At 69.2% G+C, this 18,709-nt stretch carries 17 protein-coding genes and 2 pseudogenes; 7 read left to right on the forward strand and 12 right to left on the reverse strand.

The window, feature by feature from the left end:
* Positions 1 to 25 precede the first annotated feature (25 nt).
* The 3 genes from ACFVXC_RS23055 to ACFVXC_RS23065 form a co-directional block, all read right to left on the reverse strand.
* A complete protein-coding gene (locus tag ACFVXC_RS23055; RefSeq protein WP_389907921.1) occupies positions 26 to 1,387 on the reverse strand; it encodes an MFS transporter in 1,362 nt (453 codons plus the stop codon).
* A 142-nt stretch (positions 1,388 to 1,529) separates the two neighbouring features.
* Positions 1,530 to 3,296: a sulfatase gene (locus ACFVXC_RS23060; RefSeq protein ID WP_389907923.1), complete on the reverse strand. Its 1,767-nt coding sequence runs from the start codon at positions 3,294 to 3,296 to the stop codon at positions 1,530 to 1,532.
* Complete coding sequence (locus ACFVXC_RS23065) at positions 3,296 to 3,889, reverse strand: PadR family transcriptional regulator (protein ID WP_389907925.1); 594 nt, start codon at positions 3,887 to 3,889, stop codon at positions 3,296 to 3,298. Before ACFVXC_RS23065 ends, ACFVXC_RS23060 begins: the two co-directional genes overlap by 1 nt.
* Positions 3,890 to 3,944: 55 nt before the next feature.
* Between ACFVXC_RS23065 and ACFVXC_RS23070 the strand changes: the two genes are divergently transcribed.
* The gene (locus tag ACFVXC_RS23070; RefSeq protein ID WP_389907927.1) at positions 3,945 to 4,871 is read left to right on the forward strand and encodes a formylglycine-generating enzyme family protein; all 927 of its coding nucleotides are present in this window, start codon (positions 3,945 to 3,947) and stop codon (positions 4,869 to 4,871) included.
* Between the two features lie 3 nt (positions 4,872 to 4,874).
* Here the strand turns inward: ACFVXC_RS23070 and ACFVXC_RS23075 are convergent, their stop codons facing one another.
* On the reverse strand, positions 4,875 to 5,438 hold the full coding sequence (locus ACFVXC_RS23075; protein ID WP_389907929.1) for a TetR/AcrR family transcriptional regulator: 564 nt from the start codon (positions 5,436 to 5,438) through the stop codon (positions 4,875 to 4,877).
* 149 nt (positions 5,439 to 5,587) lie between these two features.
* Between ACFVXC_RS23075 and ACFVXC_RS23080 the strand changes: the two genes are divergently transcribed.
* Together ACFVXC_RS23080 and ACFVXC_RS23085 are read left to right on the forward strand one after the other, a co-directional pair.
* On the forward strand, positions 5,588 to 6,862 hold the full coding sequence (locus tag ACFVXC_RS23080; protein WP_389907931.1) for an MFS transporter: 1,275 nt from the start codon (positions 5,588 to 5,590) through the stop codon (positions 6,860 to 6,862).
* Between the two features lie 73 nt (positions 6,863 to 6,935).
* The gene (locus ACFVXC_RS23085) at positions 6,936 to 9,224 is read left to right on the forward strand and encodes a glycoside hydrolase family 3 C-terminal domain-containing protein (RefSeq protein WP_389907933.1); all 2,289 of its coding nucleotides are present in this window, start codon (positions 6,936 to 6,938) and stop codon (positions 9,222 to 9,224) included.
* Between the two features lie 1,107 nt (positions 9,225 to 10,331).
* On the opposite strand, the gene ACFVXC_RS23090 is transcribed toward ACFVXC_RS23085, so the two are convergent.
* A complete protein-coding gene (locus tag ACFVXC_RS23090) occupies positions 10,332 to 10,673 on the reverse strand; it encodes a cupin domain-containing protein (protein WP_389907935.1) in 342 nt (113 codons plus the stop codon).
* Positions 10,674 to 10,744: 71 nt separating this feature from the next.
* Between ACFVXC_RS23090 and ACFVXC_RS23095 the strand changes: the two genes are divergently transcribed.
* The 3 genes and pseudogenes from ACFVXC_RS23095 (at position 10,745) to ACFVXC_RS23105 (ending at position 12,715) form a co-directional block, all read left to right on the forward strand.
* Positions 10,745 to 11,782, forward strand: coding sequence for a GlxA family transcriptional regulator (locus ACFVXC_RS23095; protein ID WP_389907937.1), 1,038 nt, complete (start codon positions 10,745 to 10,747; stop codon positions 11,780 to 11,782).
* A 268-nt stretch (positions 11,783 to 12,050) separates the two neighbouring features.
* Positions 12,051 to 12,299 (forward strand): annotated as a pseudogene (locus ACFVXC_RS23100) (IS256 family transposase); the annotation flags it as partial.
* The gene (locus tag ACFVXC_RS23105; protein WP_389907939.1) at positions 12,296 to 12,715 is read left to right on the forward strand and encodes a VOC family protein; all 420 of its coding nucleotides are present in this window, start codon (positions 12,296 to 12,298) and stop codon (positions 12,713 to 12,715) included. The pseudogene ACFVXC_RS23100 and the gene ACFVXC_RS23105, both read left to right, overlap by 4 nt.
* Before the next feature lie 53 nt (positions 12,716 to 12,768).
* Here ACFVXC_RS23105 and ACFVXC_RS23110 read toward each other — a convergent pair whose 3' ends face one another.
* The 7 genes and pseudogenes from ACFVXC_RS23110 to ACFVXC_RS23140 all read right to left on the reverse strand — a co-directional run bounded on the left by ACFVXC_RS23110 (position 12,769) and on the right by ACFVXC_RS23140 (position 17,970).
* Positions 12,769 to 13,386: a hypothetical protein gene (locus ACFVXC_RS23110; protein ID WP_389907941.1), complete on the reverse strand. Its 618-nt coding sequence runs from the start codon at positions 13,384 to 13,386 to the stop codon at positions 12,769 to 12,771.
* A 169-nt stretch (positions 13,387 to 13,555) separates the two neighbouring features.
* Entirely contained in the window at positions 13,556 to 13,972 is a 417-nt protein-coding gene (locus ACFVXC_RS23115) for a DUF6193 family natural product biosynthesis protein (RefSeq protein WP_389907943.1), read from the reverse strand.
* A 25-nt stretch (positions 13,973 to 13,997) separates the two neighbouring features.
* Positions 13,998 to 14,192, reverse strand: a pseudogene (locus ACFVXC_RS23120) (transposase); the annotation flags it as partial.
* Between the two features lie 22 nt (positions 14,193 to 14,214).
* Positions 14,215 to 14,394, reverse strand: a complete 180-nt coding sequence (locus ACFVXC_RS23125; protein ID WP_389907945.1) for a hypothetical protein — start codon at positions 14,392 to 14,394, stop codon at positions 14,215 to 14,217.
* 265 nt (positions 14,395 to 14,659) lie between these two features.
* Positions 14,660 to 15,727: an alkene reductase gene (locus ACFVXC_RS23130; RefSeq protein WP_389907947.1), complete on the reverse strand. Its 1,068-nt coding sequence runs from the start codon at positions 15,725 to 15,727 to the stop codon at positions 14,660 to 14,662.
* A 74-nt stretch (positions 15,728 to 15,801) separates the two neighbouring features.
* The gene (locus ACFVXC_RS23135) at positions 15,802 to 16,452 is read right to left on the reverse strand and encodes an SAM-dependent methyltransferase (protein ID WP_389907949.1); all 651 of its coding nucleotides are present in this window, start codon (positions 16,450 to 16,452) and stop codon (positions 15,802 to 15,804) included.
* A 15-nt stretch (positions 16,453 to 16,467) separates the two neighbouring features.
* On the reverse strand, positions 16,468 to 17,970 hold the full coding sequence (locus tag ACFVXC_RS23140) for an MFS transporter (RefSeq protein ID WP_389907951.1): 1,503 nt from the start codon (positions 17,968 to 17,970) through the stop codon (positions 16,468 to 16,470).
* Between the two features lie 131 nt (positions 17,971 to 18,101).
* Here ACFVXC_RS23140 and ACFVXC_RS23145 point away from each other — a divergent pair, with 131 nt between their 5' ends.
* On the forward strand, positions 18,102 to 18,671 hold the full coding sequence (locus ACFVXC_RS23145; RefSeq protein WP_389907953.1) for a helix-turn-helix domain-containing protein: 570 nt from the start codon (positions 18,102 to 18,104) through the stop codon (positions 18,669 to 18,671).
* Positions 18,672 to 18,709 lie beyond the last annotated feature (38 nt).

Raw genomic sequence — 18,709 nt, forward strand, 5'->3', positions numbered from 1 at the left:
TCTCGATCCAGGGTGTTGTTTGCAGTTAGCGGGGCTCGGTCAGGGCGGCCCTGCGCCGGGCGTCCAGTTCCCGCTGTACGCGGGCGGTGTCGGTGGCGTAGGGGCGGTAGAGCAGAGTGAGGAAGAGGCCGTTCACCAGCATCAGGACGACCAGGACCCAGAGGAAGACCGCACGGAGCCCGACGGCTTCGGCGAGGAATCCCGCGCCGAGGCTGTAGCCCGCCCAGGCGATCGACTCGGCGACGGACACGTACAACGCGAAGGCGGCGCCCCGGAGTTCGGGCGGGGTGATGGCCATGACCATCGGCCGGTTGACGCTCGGGTTGATGCCCTGTGACGTGCCGAGCAGTGCGAAGAAGACGCCGTACACGAGGATGCTGTCGTAGTGGAACTGGCTGCCGAAGAAAGCGAATACGGCGAAGGCGAGCTGGGCCGCCTGGAGGACGGCGACCGGTCCGAAACGGGGACTGCGCCGCGAGGCCCAGTCGGCGGCTGCCCCGCCCAGGAGGGTTCCGAGGAAGTAGCCGACACCGAAGGGCAGGCTGACGAGTGAGGCCTTCTGGGTGCTGAAACCGTGCACGTCCACCAGGAAGACCACGCCGAACGTGACCACCAGCAGGTGCCCGGACAGCAGCCGCGAGACGATCAGGATCACCAGACTGCGGATCTTGAGGAGCGAGAACGCCTGGGCCCAGGTGAGCTTCGAATGGGCTTCACGGGTGGCCTGGTCCAGGTCGGCGAGTTGCTCCTCGGCGGCACCCCGACCTGGGTCGCGGAACCAGACCAGCAGGGCGAGACCGAGCAGGAGGTTGAACGCGCCGATGCCCCACAGGCCCCAGCGCCAGCCCTCGTCCACGCCGGCGAGCTGCCCCTGGAGCGGCCCGATCACCGCACTGACCAGCGAGATAGATCCGTACAGGACACCGACGGCACGGCCGCGGGAGGAACTGCCGAAGAGGTCGCCGATGATCTCGGTGATGATCGGGTTCGCGGCGGCGTATCCGGCCGCCAATATGGTGTACAGGATGAGGAGTTGGGTGAAGTTCTGGGAGAAGCCCGCGGCGATGCCCCAGACGCCCCACAGGCCGGTGGCCACGACGAGCACGCTCTTGCGCGACCAGCGCTGAGCCGCCCACACCCAGAAGGGGCCGGTGAAGACGCCCACGATCTTGCTGGCCGCGGTGAGGATGCCCAGGGCGCCGAGCGAGACGCCGAGGGACTGGCGGATCAGCGGGAAGAGGCTGCTGACCAGGCTGGCCTCGGTGTTGTCGACGACCATGGTGCCGCCGAGCAGGGAGAGTTGTCGCCACCGGCCCTTGATCTGTGCGGGAGTTGAGCCGGTAGCCGGGCCGGGGGGCGCAGCGTCTTTGCTGAGCTCGGTCGTCATGGTGCCTTCTCGATTCTGTGCGGCGAGGCGGCGAGCAGTGGGCCCTGGGTGGGCCGCGCGCGAGAGGGGCGTGGGAGAGAGGGCCGCGCGGGGGAGGAGCGTGGGAGAGAGGGCCGCGCGGGGGAGCGGCGACTGCGTGGGGTCAGAGTTTCGCGAGATCCTCGGCGACCCGGTGCAGCGCATCGGACGGGAACAGCGCCCCCGCCGTCGCCGCGAGATCGATCAGCGGTGTCGCCCCGACCATCTGGAGCAGTTCGGAGTCCACCACGCCCGGCAGATGGGTGCGCAGCACCTCGACGGCGAACGGGTCGGCGATGAGCGCCCGGAACGGGGTACGCAGCGAGAGCCGGCCCTCCGGGTAGTCCGCCATGCGGGGCAGCGGTTGCGTCGCGCGCTCGGCCTGGGCGCGCTGGGCCCGTATCAGGAGGTGCTCGTCCCCGACCGGTCCGTGCTCGGGCAGGCCCAGGCGCGCGTACTGGCTGGGCGGTGCGTCGTTGGCCCGCATCAGCTCGGTCATCAGGGTCGCCATGCGCAGTTCGGCCGCGTCGTCGACGAGCGGGGTGTTCTGTCCGGGGTCGCTCTCCAGATCGAAGAGGAGGGTGCCGTGGTGGTACGGGTTGAACATGGTGCGGGCCGGTACGCGCACTGTGCGGACGTTCTTGGTGAAGTCGAACGGTTCGGCCAGCTCCAGGCCGACGAGCTCGGCGGGCGAGAACCGGCCCCGCATGTGCGTCGGCATCAACGTGTGCTCGTACAAGGGGGAGTTGTCGGGTGAAGCGGGCGCGCGCATGTACACGTGTCGCCCGTCGGTGACGTTGACGTGTCCGCCGTGGATGCCGAAGAGACCGGCCTCCCGTACGGGTGTGTCGGTGGCCATCGGCAGTGGTGCGCCCTGCATGTCGCTGGGGCGCTCGACGCCGAAGAATTCGAGGAAGGTCGGGGCGAGGTCGACGGTCTGTACGAGAGCCCCCCGCCGCGCGCCCGCGGCGGCCGTGCGGGGGTCCCAGGCGAACAGGGGGAGGTGGACCAGTTCGTTGAACCAGGGCTGGACGCTCTTGCCCCACCAGCCCTTCTCGCCGAGCAGCAGTCCGTGGTCGGTGTTGACGATCAGCAGGGTGTCGTCCCACAGCTCCAGTTCGTCCATGGTGTCCAGGACCCGCCCCAGCGACTGGTCGCACATGGAGAGGAGCGCCCCGTACTCCATCCGCCCATGCTCGACCTGTTCGTCGGTTTCCACCACGCGTTTGTAGTCGGGCCAGTCGAAGTGCGGGCCGTCGTAGTCGTGCGGGTAGAGGTCCTTGTAGCGCTGCGGGCTGAAGAAGGGTTCGTGCGGGTCGAAGGTCTCGATCTGGACGAACCACCGGTCGGCGTTCTTGTTCGCCGTGACGAATTCGAGGCCGGCGTCGAAGGTGAGGGTCTGTGGGTGCCGGTCCTCGGTGGCCGTGTGCTGCCGGTTGATCCAGTCCTGCCGGTAGCCGGGGCCGAACCGCATCTTCTTGAGGTCCTCGGGTATCGGCGGGTCGGCCACCTGTCCCTTCCACGGGTCGCCCTCCTGCCCGCGGAAGAACTCCCAGGTGTGGTAGCGGCCGTGGTAAGTCGCGCCGCCGTCCTCCCAGTAGTGTGGGTGGTCGCTGACCAGGTGGGTGTAGACGCCGTTCTGCTTGAGGAGTTCCGGCATCGAGTCGTCGAACGGCTCCAGCGGTCCCCAGCTGCGGTGCAGGAAGTTGTGCCGCCCGGTGTGGATCTCGCGGCGGGCCGGCATGCACGGCATCGACCCGGCGTACGCGTTGTCGAAGGTGACGGCACGCTCGGCGAGGCGGGCGAAGTTCGGGGCGTGTGTCCAGTCGCCCCCGTACGGAGGCAGCATGTGACGGTTGAGGCTGTCGAACATGACCATGATGGCCTTCATCAGGCGGACTCCTCACCGGTCGTACGGTCGGCGGTACGGCTTCCGGTCATCCGGTGAAGGGTCTGCTCCAGCCAGTCGACCCAGGTGTCCATCGCCCTCGCGCCCAGCAGGTGCAGCGACTCCTGGACCTCCCGGTCCAGGTTCTGATCGAGGCCCGGCAGCGGGTCCTCGTAGTGCAGGGTTCGGTCGCGGTGGCGGTTCTTGGCGATCTGCGCGCGGCGGTAGTCGAGTTCGGTACGGAGCAGGCCGATCGCCGTGTCCCTGTCCAGGGGAGCGCACACGCTGAAGCGGGCGGTGAAGTCGATGTCCTGGAGTCGGGTCGAGGGCTCGTACGGCGCACGTACCCAGTCCATCAGCGCGTTGTGCCCGCTTTCGGTCAGCCGGTAGACCTTCGCGTCCGGGCGCCCCTCGCGTGCGTCGACCTCGTGTCGCACCCAGCCCTCGCCCTCCAGTTGGGCGAGTTTTCGGTAGATCTGGCTGTGATGCGCCTTCGCCCACACGAACTGCCCCTCGGTCTCCAGCCACTTGCGCAGGTCGTAGCCGCTGTAGGGGCGGCGAGCCAGCAGACCCAGCAGCACGTACTCGAACTTCACCTTGGCGACTCCCTATGTGTGTTCTCACCTATGTGCGTATTCATATACTCGGGTCATGGAGACGTCAATGGACTGCTGCGCATCCGTTCCCCGGCCCGGTGCCTCCGGACCGCTCCCCGTGTCGGCCGCGGATCCTCCCGTGCACGATCAAGTCGCCCTGGAGGGCGGTGAGTTCTCGATGGGTGACGCTTTCGACGAGGGGTATCCGGCAGACGGCGAACGTCCTGTGCACACGGTGCGCGTCGCGTCGTTCGGCATCGACGTCACCACCGTCACCGTGGCGATGTTCCGGGCCTTCGCCGAGGAGAGCGGGTACGTCACCGTGGCCGAGCGGGAGGGGAGCTCGGCCGTCTTCCACCTCGCGGTCGCCGCCGAACGCCCCGACATCGCCGCCGCCGACCCCACCGTCCCGTGGTGGCTCGACGTGCGCGGAGCCGACTGGCGCCACCCGCACGGCCCGCTGTCCGACGCCGAACCCGACCACCCCGTCGTGCACGTGGCCTGGGACGACGCCGTCGCCTATTGCGCGTGGGCGGGGCGTCGGCTGCCGACGGAGGCCGAGTGGGAGTACGCGGCGCGGGGTGGCCTCGAAGGGCGGCGCTTCGCCTGGGGCGACGAGCTGCTCCCCGGCGGCCGGTGGCGGTGCAACATCTGGCAGGGCCGCTTCCCGTACGAGAACACGGGCGCCGACGGCCATCTAGCGACCGCGCCCGTACGGACGTACTCGCCCAACGGTTTCGGGCTGTACGAGGTCGCCGGGAACGTGTGGGAGTGGTGCGCCGACCGGTTCGCGCCGGACTACTACGCGCAGTCGCCGTCGGCCGATCCGCGAGGGCCGGAGAGTGGCGACCGGCGGGTGATGCGCGGCGGCTCGTACCTCTGCCACCACTCGTACTGCCACCGCTACCGTGTGGCGGCCCGCTCGGCCAACACCCCCGGTTCCAGCAGCGGGAACTGCGGGTTCAGGACGGTGGCGGGGTGAGGGTCAGGCCGTGAACGTGCGCCACACGCGGCGCACGTGGTCGGCCATGTCGATGGCCGGGTCGCTCAGCCACTGGAGCATGATGCCGTCGGACGCGGCGATGAGGGCCGAGGCGGTGAAGTCGGCGTCCACGGAGGGGAGCTGTTCGGCCTCCAAGTGCGCGACGATCGTCGCGCGCAGGAGGGCATAACGCTCCTTGAAGTACGCGTGCGCCGGGTGGGCCGAGTCGGTCGACGCGGCGACGAGGGTGACGTACAGCCGGGCGCGGGCCGCGTTCGCGGCGTTCGCCGTCAGGGCCAGGGCCAGGAACTCGCCCGGGTCGCGCACGGCGTCCGGGGCCCGGAACCGTGCCTCCGCCGCCCGGTCGCTCGCGCGCAGCACCTCGGTGAGGAGGTGGTCCTTGGACTCGAAGTAGTGCATCACGCCGGTGAGGCTGATGCCGCTCTCCTTGGCGACCGCACGCAGCGTCGTGTTCCGCTCGCCCTCCCGGCCGAAGATCTCCAGGGTGACCTGGAGGATCTCCTCCCGCTTGGCGACGCCCTTGGCGTACGAGGTCTTCGCTTTCACGGGGTCAGCCTATGTGCCGCAGCGAACTCGGGGCAGTCGACCCTTGTCCTCAAAAACAGTACGCCGTACTGTTTCGAAGCGACCGCACGATCCCGCACGATCCGAAGCCGGTGCACACCGTTGTGTCCGGACGAGAGAAGGTCCCGCCCGTGCAAGGACGCGTTGAGAAATTCGTAGCCCCGCCTGTCGCGCCGGGCACCGGCCCGACCGTGAGCGGGCGGGCGCTGTGGCGCATGATGGCCTGCGCGGGGCCCGCCACCCTGAGCATCGCCCTCGTCTGGGGCGCCGTGCCCGGTGTCCTGCTGGCCCTCCAGATCCAGCGCACCGTCGGCGAGGACGCCAAGGTCGGCTCCCTGGCGCTGGTCGCCACCGTCGGTGCGATCGTCGCCATGGTGGCGCAGCCCGTCGCCGGTACGGTCTCCGACCGGACCCGAACGCGGTTCGGCCGGCGCACACCCTGGATCGTGGCCGGTGCGCTGACCGGTGGCACCGCGCTGCTCGCCATGGCGTTCATGAGCTCCGTGCCCGCGATCCTGGCCGCCTGGTGCTTCGTGCAACTCGGCTACAACTTCGCGATGGCCCCGCTGTCCGCCGCGATGCCCGACCGGGTGCCGGTCGCCAGGCGTGGCCAGTACTCGGCGGTGCTCGGGATCAGTTCCATGTGCGGATCACTGTTCGGGCAGATCCTGGGTTCCGTACTGGAGGCCCACATCACCCTGGCGTACGTGCTGCTGGCAGCCTTCTCGGTCGTCGCAGTGAGCGTGTTCGTCACCCTCAACCCGGACCGGTCCAGCCGGGACGTGCCCCAAGAGCCTTTCCGCGCGGGCGAGTTCCTGCGGAACCTGCTGCCCGATCCGCATAAGCACCCCGACTTCTTCTGGGTCTTCGTCGGCCGGCTCTGCACCTTCCAGTCGTACTTCCTGGTCATCGGATACAAGCTCTACATCCTCCAGGACTACGTCGGCCTCGGGGACGGGGCGATCGGCAAGGTGCCCGCCCTCGCCGTCGCGGGAGTAGCCGGAATACTCCCGGCCACGCTCATCTGCGGCCCGCTCTCGGACCGGCTCGGCAGACGCAAACCCTTCGTCGTCGCCTCGGCCTCCCTCATCGGCTGCGCCATGCTCGTTCCGCTGGCCGTGCCGACCGTGACCGGGATGCTCGTGATGGCGTTCCTGGTGGGCGTCGGCTTCGGCTGCTTCCAGGGCGTGGACACCGCCCTGATCTCCCAAGTACTGCCTTCCCACAAGTCGTTCGCCCGCGACCTCGGCGTCATCAACATCGCCGCCGCCCTGCCACAGGCGCTCGCACCGGCCGTCGCCGCGGCCGTCGTCCTAGGGCTCGGCTACCAGGCCCTGTTCCCCGCAGCGGCGATCTTCGGGGTGCTCGGCGCGATCGCGGTCCTGCGGGTCCGCAGCGTGCGCTGAGGCCCCCCGACTTCCCCTGAGGACTCCCGACTTCCCTTCAGAACACGCAATCAGAACACGCAAGGAGCACACAGTGACCGACCCCACGGCAGCCACCACCCCCGAAGAAGCGGTGGCCCGGCTGAGCATCGAAGAGAAGGCCACTTTGACTACCGGGGCGAGCTGGTGGATCACCGAGAGCTTCCCGCACGCGGACATCCCGGAGTTCCGCCTCGCCGACGGACCGCACGGACTGCGACGGCAGAAAGACGACCGGGTCGACCAGCTCGGCATCATCGACAGCGCCCCGGCCACCTGCTTCCCGCCCGCCGTCACCCTCGCGAGCAGCTGGGACACCGCTCTCGCCGAACGCGTCGGCCGGGCGCTGGGCCGCGAGTCGCTCGCCCAGGGCGTGCACGTACTCCTCGGCCCCGGCGTCAACATCAAGCGCAGCCCCCTGTGCGGGCGCAACTTCGAGTACTTCTCCGAGGACCCGCTGCTCAGCGGCGCCCTCGGTACCGCCTGGGTGAACGGCGTCCAGTCGCAGGGCGTCGGCACCTCACTCAAGCACTTCGCCGCCAACAACCAGGAGAACGACCGCATGACGGTCAGCTCCGACATCGACGCCCGCACCCTGCGCGAGATCTACCTCCCCGCCTTCCGCCGCGTGGTCACCGAGGCCGGGCCCTGGACCGTCATGTGCGCCTACAACCGCCTCAACGGTGTGCACTCCTCGGAGAACCACTGGCTCCTCACCGAGGTGCTGCGCGACGAATGGGGCTACGAAGGCGTCGTCGTCTCGGACTGGGGCGCCGTCGTCGACCGGGCCCGTTCCCTCGCCGCCGGACTCGACCTCGAAATGCCCTCGTCCTCGGGATTCGGTCCTGCCCGTCTTGTCGCGGCGGCGGCCTCCGGCGAAATCGACGAGAAGGTCCTCGACGTCAGTGCCGCACGCGTGGTCGCACTCGCCCGCAGGGCGGTCCTGCACGCCGACCCGGACGCCTCCTACGACCAGGACGCCCACCACGCCCTCTCCCGCGAGGCCGCCGCCCGCGGTGCCGTACTCCTGAAGAACGAGGGCGGACTGCTGCCCCTCGACCCCGCCACTGGCGCACGCATCGCGGTACTCGGCGAGTTCGCCCGTACGCCCCGCTACCAGGGCGCGGGCAGCTCGCGCGTCACCCCGACCCGGCTTGACGACGCGCTCACCGCCCTCACCGCCGCCGCACCTGCCGCCCGTATCGACTTCGCGCCCGGCTTTCCCGTCGACGACCCGGACGGCGACGTGACCGGTCTGCGCGAGGAAGCAGTACGAGCCGCCCGCGAAGCCGACGTGGCCGTCCTCTTCCTCGGTCTCCCGCCGAGCTTCGAGTCCGAGGGGTACGACCGCGACCACATCGAACTCCCCGCCGAGCAGACCGAGTTGCTCGACGCGGTGACGGCAGTCAACCCGAACACGATCGTGGTACTCGCCAACGGCAGCGTCGTCCGCCTCTCCGGCTGGATCGACGACGTACCGGCCGTCCTGGAGGGCTGGCTGGCCGGCCAGGCCGGTGGCTCCGCCACCGCGGACCTGCTCTTCGGTCACGCCAACCCGGCCGGTCGCCTCACCGAAACCGTCCCGCTGCGCCTCGCCGATACCCCTGCCCACCTCGACTGGCCGGGAGAGAGGGGCCACGCGCGGTACGCCGAGGGGCTGTTCGTCGGATACCGCCACTACGACGCCCGCGAGATGGAGGTCTCGTACCCCTTCGGACACGGCCTGTCATACACGACCTTCGAGCAGACCGATCTGCGGGTGGCCCAGGACGCCACCGGGCTCGACGTCACGTTGACAGTCACGAACACCGGGCCGCGCGCCGGGCACGAGGTGGTGCAGGTGTACGTGGGTGCACCGGGCTCGAAAGTGGCCCGTCCCATACGGGAGCTGAAGGCGTTCGCCGCGGTGTTGCTCACCCCGGGGGAGACCCGCGACGTCACCCTGCGCATAGCCCGTGCGGACCTCGCGTACTTCGATATCGGCGTCGACGCCTGGCTCGTCGAAGGACTCGAATACCGCGTCGACGTAGGCGCCTCCAGCCGCGACATCCGCCTGACCACGACGGTCACGGTCGAGGGAGACCCGTACGCTCCGCTCCTGGACGCCGACTCGACTATCGGCGAGTGGCGCGCGCACCCCGTGGGCGGCCCCGCGGTCGACCGCCTCCTTGATCGCGTACGGGAGACCATGCGCGACGCGTACCCGAAGGAGGGCAGCCACCGCTACCGGATGATCGCGAACATGAGACTGAGCCAGCTCGCGAAGCTGCCCATCGTGCCGCTGGACTTCGCGGACGTGGACAACCTGCTGGCAGAAGTGCGGAGGGCTCCGGCACAGAGCTGACGAACGGCATAGAGGCCCCCCGGGTCCAACCACTGGCCGACCCCGGGCATGACGAGGCGAGGGTCCGACCGGCGTATCCCGGGCGGACCCTCACTGGTGTTCTGGTGGCGGCTTGTGTCTGCCTGTCGGCGTGCCGGGCATACGGAAGTGACCTAGCGGCAGAACAGGTCGAACAGATAGGCGCGCCAGGAGGGCCAGAGGGACTCCCGCGCGCCACCGACGGTTGACACGGATCCAGTTGACCCCCGTCAGATTCTGGTGGCAATGAGACCTCTGTTCGGAGCGATCGCGCAGGGCGGCCTCGTGGGTCTATGACTGGTGTGCCGCAGCCCCAGCTGCACTCCGGCACAGAGTCCATCCCCTGAAGGCCGGTCCCCGAACAGGCCCGCGCCTGACCTCGGCCGGTACGTGCTGGCCCGGGCACGGGTGCGCTCACTGGAGTTCCCGTGACGGCACCCACGCTGGCCAGGCGGTTCCTGGTGTCGACAGTCCGGCGGACACGGCACAGCAATGGGCGGCTCAGGAGCGTACGGCCGTGCTGGCCCGGCCGATCACCGAGCAGCCCTTCGGGCCCCGGCACTCCGCCGACGCGATCGTCATCGACGAAGACGGGGAGTGCTAGGGCACCTTGTACCGGGGCGTATTCAACCATCACCTGACAGCCGGGGCCGCGGTGCTGCGGCCCCGTCACACCGCCACACCGCGCACGCGTGCGAAGTGTTGACCCCGGCCTGGTCAGCCACCGTGATAGTCGTTGGGGTTGTCGACCGCCCCGGCTCGCCGGGCAGCTTCTTCGTCCCCGATCAGGTTGAGGAGATCAGCGGCCTGAGCTTGAGAGCGCACGTCCTTCGCCCTCGCGTCTTCCCAGGCTCGGTCCTCGCGGGCCTCGCTCAACCTCTGCAGGCTTGGATGGCGGGCAGGAGCCAGAAGGGCGTCGATATGGCGACGGGGACGCGAGGCTGTCGCCGGTGTTGTCGATGGTGTAGGCGAGGTTGAAGACGGCGGCGTCGCCGGGCTTCAGTGTGGTGATACGCGACTGGGCGTGGCCGCGCTCGATGGGGCTCGAGGTGCACCGTTGCGGGTCACGGACTTCGGGCTGGACGACAGCTAGTGGTCACGCTCGTTCAGCACCGTGATGCCGAGCATCCGCGCGCCCGACTCGGTGCGCGGCCGGTGTCGGCTGCCCGGGGCGAAGACCACGTACGAACCGGGACCGTGGCGCTCCCCGCCGTCTATCACCTCCCCGCTCACCACGAAGTACCGCTCCTCGGTCGCATGCACGTCGGTCTCGGGCCATTCCGTCCCCGCGGCAAAGTCGATCAACCAGCCGCGGGCGTACTGCGTCCTCTGAAGCCTGCGGCGCACGATTCCGGGGGCGACCTCCTGCGGTTCGACGTCATCGACTTGGACGACGGTCTTCAACATGGGCGTGTCGGTGCTCTCACTCATGGGGCCACTGTGCCGCCGGGCAAGCCAGCCGAGTCAGAGTCTGGAAAGACATCCTCAGGTACATTCCTGCCATGACCTGTCACCGGGTGGTGGCTCTGCTCAACGAGCCGCAGTCACCCTTTGAACTCGCCTGTGCAGCCGAGGTGTTCGGCACCGTCCGGCAGGATCTGCCGGCACACTACGACTTCGCAGTGTGCGCCCGGCGCCCCGGCCTGGTGCGTACCACGGTTGGCCACTCCATCCTCGTCGAGCAGGGTCTGGCAGCCCTCCAAGCGGCGGACACCGTCATCGTCCCCGGGTGGCAACCGCCCGGTGCGGCCGCCCCGCCGGATGTTATTGACGAACTGCGGGCCGCACACAGGCGTGGGGCGCGGCTCGCAGCCATCTGCACCGGCGCCTTCGTCTTGGCCCAGGCCGGGCTTCTCGACGGGCGCAGCGCCACCACCCACTGGCGCCGCACCACCCAGCTCGCCACTGCCTTCCCTCGGGTGAGCGTGGATGCGGACGTGCTGTACATCGACCACGGCGATGTGGCCACCAGCGCCGGTACCGGTGCCGGCATCGACCTCTGCCTGCACCTGGTGCGCTCCGACCACGGCGCCGCGTACGCCGCACAGATCGCCCGGAGCATGGTGCTGCCACCACACCGCGAGGGCAGCCAGCTCCAGTACGCCGCGCCGACCACCTACGCCGGCACTCGGGCAGCCGAATCACTGGCGCCGCTCCTGGAATGGGCCTTGTCCCAACTCGATGCCCGCCTGACTGTCGATCAGCTCGCCGCTCAGGCAGGCGTATCAGGGCGCACCCTCGCGCGCCGGTTCGTTGAACAGCTCGGGACCGGCCCTGGACAGTGGCTGCTCGGCCAGCGTCTCGATGCGGCCCGGGCTCTGCTGGAGCAGACCGATCTGCCGGTGGAGACCATTGCCACACGGGTTGGCCTCTCTTCTGCCGTCAACCTGCGGCGCCGATTCCGGAACGCGTTCGGCGTCACGCCCAGCGCGTACCGACGGACGTTCGGCGAGGGCACTGCGGCGATCCCGGCACAGCGCAAGGCCCGCCGTGAGTACGAGAACCGCGGCAACGCCCTCGTGGCTGACACCCAGCTCTGAGTGGATCCAGAGCTATCCCGCCAAGATCAGCTCATTGCCCCCAACATGTCTCGTCCCTCCATGTGGCAGGACTCGTACGGGGGCACCACACGCCGGACGGTCTTGTTCGCGTCGACCGTTCGCAGCCGCTCGACGGACAGGCGGACGACCCGTAGGGACATCACGAACCTCTGAGAACCTGCTGCGAATGGGGCGCGCCCAGCGTCACTGACATGGGAGGCTGGTACGGGTGACGAAGCAGGGGCTGATCGATGGCTTACCTGGGCCGTTCTACGACTTCCCCGCCGAGCACTGGATCCACTTGCGCACCACGACCCCGATCGAGTCGACCTTCGCGACCGCCCACCTGCGGACTAAGGTCACCAAAGGGGTCGGCTCACGAGCCGCCGCCCTGGCGATGGTGTTCAAACTCGTCGAGTCCGCCCAAGCCCGCTGGCGAGCCGTGAACGCACCCCGCCTCGTCGCCCCTGTCAGAGCCGGAGCCCGCTTCGAACGCCCCGAGGCGGTCGCCGCATGAGCCGACCGTCGCACGGCACGTTGCATCACATTGAGCTGTGGGTGCCGGACCTCCATCGCGCACTCGCCTCGCTCGGCTGGCTGCTGGAGGCGCTGGGTTACGCCCCCTTCCAGAGCTGGGACGACGGACGCAGCTGGCAACTCGGGCCGACCTACCTGGTCATCGAGCAGTCTCCGGCCCTCACCGCCGAAGAGTACGACCGCTGCCGTCCGGGGCTGAACCACCTGGCCTTCCACGTCGAAGACGCCGCCACGGCCGAGAAGCTGGTGGCCGACGCCGCCCAGCACGGCTGGCACCTGCTGTTCCCCGAGCAGCATCCCTACGCCGGAGGCCGAAAGCACTACGCCGCCTACCTGGAGAACGACGACGGCTTCGAAGTCGAACTCGTCGCGGTCAACTCGCGTGAACGAAACTGAGATCAACCGATCCACAGGTCTTGACGAATACCCGGCGGGGGCATTCCCGCGTTTCAGTACCCCAGCTGCTTCTTCACCTCGGCCACGCGCGGCCCAGAGTCCACGACGGGCATCTTCCACCGGTAGGCGGTGCTCTCGCCGTCGGTGTAGAGGAGCGTGCCACCCTTCGCCTGCGCGGCCGTCAGATCGAAGGCCGCCGAATCCCACTCGTAGGTGCCGGGCTGCACCGCGCCGCCGCTGTCGTACTTATCCATGCTGATCATGGTGGAGTTGCCGCTGTCGAAGTCGACCGATTCCCCGTCCGGGGCGATCCACTTCCAGCCGTCGCCCGTGATCGGCGCGGTCTGTTCCGCCGGCGCCCCCGTCATCGCCTTGACCTTCATCGTGACCACAGCGAACGTGCCGTACTCGGACTTCTCGCCGCTGCCCTCTTTCACGTACACGACGGTGTCGGGGGTGATCTGTAGGACGCCGACCCCTTCGTCGCCGATGGTCTGCGCGGGGTCTCCCAGCGTCAGAGTCTTGTCGACACCGTCTCCGTCGTCCGGTTCCTTCGACGCTGGCGCCTTGGTGGGCCGCTTCGCCGCGGGTTCGTCGTCGCCCCCGCCGCCGCACCCGGTGAGAGCCGTGAGGAGCAGGACCGTCGTGACTGCAGCAACTCGAACGCGCATATGTGCCCCCACAGTTGAGCTAGTCGGGACACCGCAGGGCAGAAGCTGTGACTTTTCGCGGTAGATGGCACTTGTTCGCGATAGTTGTCACTCGCTGTCGATGCGGCGTGCGAGTCGGCTGAGCCGGGACGCGATAGTCGGAACTGGGCCACGACGGTTGAAATCAAGATCAGCTCGCGGAGCGGTTGGGCCCTGAGGGCTCGGCGTTCGCGGGCCGGGCCCCGGCCTCGTGGGCGGCGAGTTCTTCTCGGGTTCCGACGAGGGCAGGTCCGCAGGTGGCAGGGAGTCGATCGACGACCATCGTGACGGCCTGCTGTGCCGTCGTGGCTGGACCTACGGACTCGCTGCGCAAGGGTCCGGAGACCCAGTACTCGCCGTCTGCTGCGGGCTGGATGTAAGGAACGCCCCATGCCCATGGCCACTCCGTGCAGCGGCTGAAATGCAGCTCTCCCATTCCCGTCCAGGGGAACAACTGGCGTAGGCGGGGTTCGGCGTAGGCCGCTTCGAGTAGTTCCGGACGAACCCGCCCGTCGTCGCGAACCTTCTGCCAACCCGCTTCGACCAGGGCCAGTGGTGCTGTATCCATGGTGACCATCTTCCCCGTGCTGCGGGCGTTCGTGCGCGGTCTGGAACGCACCGAGCTCGTGGGGAAGATCCCGCCAGGGTGAGCACGTGCGGTACTTCCACGCAATGGCCTCCAGGATTCGACGGTGGTCGGCCCACCGCCGTCCACGGACCGGATCGGCTGGCATCAACGGCTCGATCCGGGCCCACATCGCATTAGTGATCACTAACCGGACAGGCATATCCGATCAACTGATCAACCCATCAGGGAGGCGCGCTCTTGGCGCGGCTCTTCCTGATGAGCTCGGCGTCGTCGCGCATGACGTCGGGGACCCTTTGGCCGGCCTCGGACTGTCCGTGCTCCTCGCCGCACGGGCAGATGCTCCACCCGTTGTTGTCGATGCGGTCCGCGACCCGCGCGATAATCTCGGCGGCTTCGTCCAAGGGCCCGAGTGGGAGGCTGGCATCGTCGCTCTTGGAGTCGGCGCCGAGGTCGCAACCTGCGGCGAACTGCCGAACGGCGGACGGCCTGCTCCGGGAATTTGCCGGGTGCGGGGCGCTTCGCAGCGGGTGGGATGAGCGCACCGTGTTGCCGCTTGGCCGCGCTGACAGGGCGTCATCGCTGCGGCGGCTGAGCACCCCCAAGACACTCTGCTTTCGACTACTTGAACGAGATGCCTGCGGCCTTGGGGGTGCCGGTGTGGCCTTGTTACAGGGCTGGGTAGTCGGTGTAGCCGCGGTGGTCGCCGCCGTAGAAGGTGTTCGTGTCGGGCTGGTTCAGGGGTGCCTGGGTCTGCCAGCGGTGGACGAGGTCGGGGTTGGCGATGAAGGCGCGTCCGACGGCGACGAGGTCTGCCTGGTCGTTGTCGAGGAGGGCCTGGGCGATGGTGGCGTCGGTGACGGGGTCCCAGCCGTTGCTGACGATGCGGGGGCCGGCGAAGCGGCGGGAGAGGTCCTCGATGAGGGGTGTGGTGGGGTCTCCGATGGTGTGCAGGTAGGCCAGGCCCATGGCGGACAGGGCGTCGACGAGTGTGCGGTAGGTGATGGCGGTGTCGTCCGGGTCGTCTTCGATGGCGCCGTGGAGGTTGATGGCCGGTGAGATGCGGATGCCGACGCGTTCGCTGCCGATGGCGTCGGAGACGGCCTGGGCGACCTCGATGACGAAGCCGGCGCGTGCCTGGGGGGTGCCGCCGTAGGAGTCGGTGCGCTGGTTGGTGTTGGGAGCGAGGAACTGGTGGAGCAGGTAGCCGTTGGCGGCGTGGAGTTCGATGCCGTCGAGTCCGGCGTCGACTGCGGCCCGTGCGGCGTGGGCGTATTCGCCGATGACGGAGGGGATTTCGTCGGTGTCCAGTGCGCGGGGGGTGGGGTGGGGCTGGGGGCCGGTGGCGGTGAACATCTTGCCGGGGGCGGCGATGGCGCTGGGGGCGACGGTTTCGGCGTGGTGCTTGTTGTCGGGGTGGGAGATGCGTCCGGCGTGCATGATCTGCGCGACGATGCTTCCGCCGTTTTGGTGGACGGCGTCGGCGACGGTGCGCCAGGCGGCGATCTGGGCGGGCGTGTGCAGGCCGGGTGAGTTCATGTAGCCCTGGCCCACGGTGCTGGGCTGGACGCCTTCGGTGATGACCAGTCCGGCGGTGGCCCGCTGCCCGTAGTAGTCGGCCATGAGGTCGGTCGGCACACCGTCGGGGGTGGCGCGGTTGCGGGTCATGGGTGCCATGACGATGCGGTTGTCCAGTGTCCACTTGCCGACGGTCACCGGTGAGAAGAGGTCTGCCATGAGGGGTCTCCTTGGATGAGGGCTGCGCGCGCCGTAGAGGGTGGCGCAGCCGGGGTGCGGGGCGGGTGGGGTTTTCAGGTGCGCCGGATGGTGACGACGGTGTCGGTCACGGTTGCTGTCTGGCCGTTTGGGCCGGTCGCTTCGCGTTCGGGGGTGGCCAGGCGGGCAGGGGTGAACCGGGCGGGGTCCAGGGCGAGTTCGTCAAAGATTTCTTCGGGGCAGGGGAAGTGGGTGCCGGGGTCGGTGTTCCAGGCCCAGGGGCGCACCGAGCCGTGGTCGACGATGAGGAGGAGTCCGCCGGGGGTGAGGGCGTGGGCGGCACGGCGCAGGATGTCGGCGCGGGGGAGGTCGTAGGGAGTCTGGAGGTACTGGGCGGAGACGAGGTCGAATGTCCCGGCGGGGAAGGTTTCGGCGAGGTCGTGCTGCCGGGTGGACACGCGGTCGGTCACGCTTGCGCGGGCTGTGTGCTGCGTGACGCGCCGCAGTGCGGTGGGGGCGATGTCGACGGCGGTGACGTGCCAGCCGTGGGTGGCGAGCCAGACGGTGTCGCCGCCTTCGCCGCACCCCAGGTCCAGGGCGCGTCCGGGAGGAGAGAGCTGGACTGCGGTTTCGGCGAGTACCGGGTTGGGGTCGCCCTTCCACACGGCGGCCTTGCCGCGGTAGAGGTTCTCCCAGAACCGGGCAGCCTCGGCCGGGGCCTGCGCGTTGTGGGTGGAGTCCTGCATCGGGTGGCCCTTCGGTCAGTGGGCGGGGGCTGGAGCGGTGAGTTGAGCGGACGGTGTCTTGGGGGTTTTCACCAGGACGGCCAGAGCGAGGACGGCTGTGGCCATGAGGACTCCGGCGACGATGAACGCGATGCGATAGCCGTGCAGGAAGCCCTGGAGCTGCAGGGCCCGGGATGCTGCGCCGCCGGCCGGGGTGCGGGGGGTGAGGTAGCCGGTGACGGCGGCGAGGTAGAGGGTGTTGAGGAGGGCCGGGCCGAGTGCGGCGCCGATCTGCTGGCTGGTGGTGAGGGCGGCGCTGGCCACTCCGGCGTCGCGCGGATCGACGCCGGACAGTGCGACGTTGGGGCCCGCCAGGAAGAACAGGCCCACGCCGACGCTTACGAGGATCTGGGTCGGCAGGACCTCCCCGGTGTAGGCGGAGGCGGCGTCCAGGCGGGTGAGCCAGAGCAGTCCTGCGGAGGCCAGGGCGGTTCCGGCGACCATCAGGGGCTTGGGGCCGAAGCGGGTGACCAGGGGCGGGCCGAGTGTGGTGGTGGCGATGATCCCTGCGCTGAAGGGCAGGAAGGCGATGCCAGCCTGGAGCGGAGTGTAGTGGAGGTTGACCTGCAGGAAGTACGTCATGAACAGGTTCATGCCGAACATGCCGGCGCCGATGAGGAGGTTGGCCAGGAACACCCCGGCCCGGTTGCGTTCCATGACCACCCGCAGCGGCAGCAGGGGGTGGGCGGTGCGGCGTTCCACGAGGACGAACGCGGTCAGCAGCAGAACGGCGGCGGCCAGGAGGATCAGGGTGGCGGGCGCTGTCCAGCCGTCGCCGTCGGCGGCCTGGGTGAAGCCGTAGACGAGGGCGACCAGCCCACCGGTCACCAGGAGGGTGCCGGGGAGGTCGTAGTGCCGGTCGCCCGCAGCGCGGCTCTCCCGGACGTAGGGACGGGCTGCGAGGGCGACGATCAGGGCGATGGGGACATTGATGTACATGCACCAGCGCCAGCCCGCGTACTCGGTGAGGACGCCGCCCAGGAGAAGCCCGACGGCTCCTCCGCCGCCCTGGAACGCGCCGAAGATCCCGAATGCCTTGGCGCGTTCTCTGGGGTCGGTGAAGGCCACAGTGATGAGGGAGAGCGCCGCGGGTGCCAGGAGCGCGGCGAAGGCGCCCTGCAGGGCGCGTGCGGTGAACAGGGTGCCCGGGTTGGGTGCCAGTCCGCCGAGCATGGAAGCCGCGGCGAAGCCCAGCAGCCCGATGACGAGGATGCGCTTGCGGCCGGCGAAGTCGGCGATGCGCCCGCCGAGCAGCAGCAGCCCGCCGAAGGCGAGTGCGTAGGCGGTGATCATCCACTGGCGGTTCGCGTCGCCCATCGCGAGATCGCTCTGCGCCTGCGGCAGCGCGATGTTCACGATGGACACGTCCAGCACGACCATGAGGGTGGCGACCGACGCGACGATCAGGGCCATCCAGCGGCGCGGATCCGGTGCATCCGCATCCTGGGCCTTTCCGGCGGTGCGGGCGGGGGTAGACATCGGCAGCTCTCCTGAGCAATGAGGGGCAGGGGCTCGGTGGGCTACGGGGTGCGTGGCTCACGTCGCCAGGAGAGTGCGCCCAGCTCCGGAAGAGTTGCAATCTCTCATGCCGGTTCAGCAAGATGCGGAGCATGGACGACTTCGAGAACGTGCTGGCCGGTGTCGGGCCCCGGCTGCGGGACCTGCGCCGCAGGCACGCCATCACACTGGCCGCGCTGGCCGACCTCACAGGGATCTCGGAGAGCACGCTCTCCCGCCTGGAGGGCGGAGGCCGCAAGCCCAACCTGGAACTGCTGCTGCCCCTGGCCCGCGCCTACAACGTCCCGCTCGACGAGCTCGTCGGCGCTCCGGAGACGGGCGACCCCCGCGTGCATCTGCGCCCCGTCACGCGCGACGGCATGACGTACGTGCCGCTGACCCGCAGGCCGGGCGGCATGCACGCGCACAAGCTCGTCATCAGCCCCGCCGCGGGTGAGCCCGAGCTCCGGACACACGAGGGCTACGAGTGGATCTACGTTCTCAACGGCAGGCTCCGCCTTCACCTCGGTGACCGCGTCCTGGTGATGGCGCCGGGGGAAGTCGCGGAGTTCGACACCCATGTCCCGCACCGGCTGGGCCCCGACAACGACCAGCCGGTGGAACTGCTGGTCATCTTCGGCAAGCAGGGCGAACGCGCCCACCTGCGCGCCGGCCCCGCCTGACACCCCGCCCACGAAGGACAGGCCCCCCGTGACCGCGC

It is taken from the genome of Streptomyces sp. NPDC058257, from assembly GCF_042881845.1.
Classification (GTDB): domain Bacteria; phylum Actinomycetota; class Actinomycetes; order Streptomycetales; family Streptomycetaceae; genus Streptomyces.

Excerpts from the sequence above, each read along its gene's own strand:
- ACFVXC_RS23095 (WP_389907937.1), top strand. The coding sequence starts at position 10,745 with ATGACCTGTCACCGGGTGGTGGCTCTGCTCAACGAGCCGCAGTCACCC.
- ACFVXC_RS23130 (WP_389907947.1), bottom strand. The coding sequence starts at position 15,727 with ATGGCAGACCTCTTCTCACCGGTGACCGTCGGCAAGTGGACACTGGAC.
- ACFVXC_RS23105 (WP_389907939.1), top strand. The coding sequence starts at position 12,296 with ATGAGCCGACCGTCGCACGGCACGTTGCATCACATTGAGCTGTGGGTG.
- ACFVXC_RS23115 (WP_389907943.1), bottom strand. The coding sequence starts at position 13,972 with ATGGATACAGCACCACTGGCCCTGGTCGAAGCGGGTTGGCAGAAGGTT.
- ACFVXC_RS23070 (WP_389907927.1), top strand. The coding sequence starts at position 3,945 with ATGGAGACGTCAATGGACTGCTGCGCATCCGTTCCCCGGCCCGGTGCC.
- ACFVXC_RS23145 (WP_389907953.1), top strand. The coding sequence starts at position 18,102 with ATGGACGACTTCGAGAACGTGCTGGCCGGTGTCGGGCCCCGGCTGCGG.
- ACFVXC_RS23110 (WP_389907941.1), bottom strand. The coding sequence starts at position 13,386 with ATGCGCGTTCGAGTTGCTGCAGTCACGACGGTCCTGCTCCTCACGGCT.
- ACFVXC_RS23090 (WP_389907935.1), bottom strand. The coding sequence starts at position 10,673 with ATGAGTGAGAGCACCGACACGCCCATGTTGAAGACCGTCGTCCAAGTC.
- ACFVXC_RS23140 (WP_389907951.1), bottom strand. The coding sequence starts at position 17,970 with ATGTCTACCCCCGCCCGCACCGCCGGAAAGGCCCAGGATGCGGATGCA.
- ACFVXC_RS23135 (WP_389907949.1), bottom strand. The coding sequence starts at position 16,452 with ATGCAGGACTCCACCCACAACGCGCAGGCCCCGGCCGAGGCTGCCCGG.
- ACFVXC_RS23055 (WP_389907921.1), bottom strand. The coding sequence starts at position 1,387 with ATGACGACCGAGCTCAGCAAAGACGCTGCGCCCCCCGGCCCGGCTACC.
- ACFVXC_RS23060 (WP_389907923.1), bottom strand. The coding sequence starts at position 3,296 with ATGAAGGCCATCATGGTCATGTTCGACAGCCTCAACCGTCACATGCTG.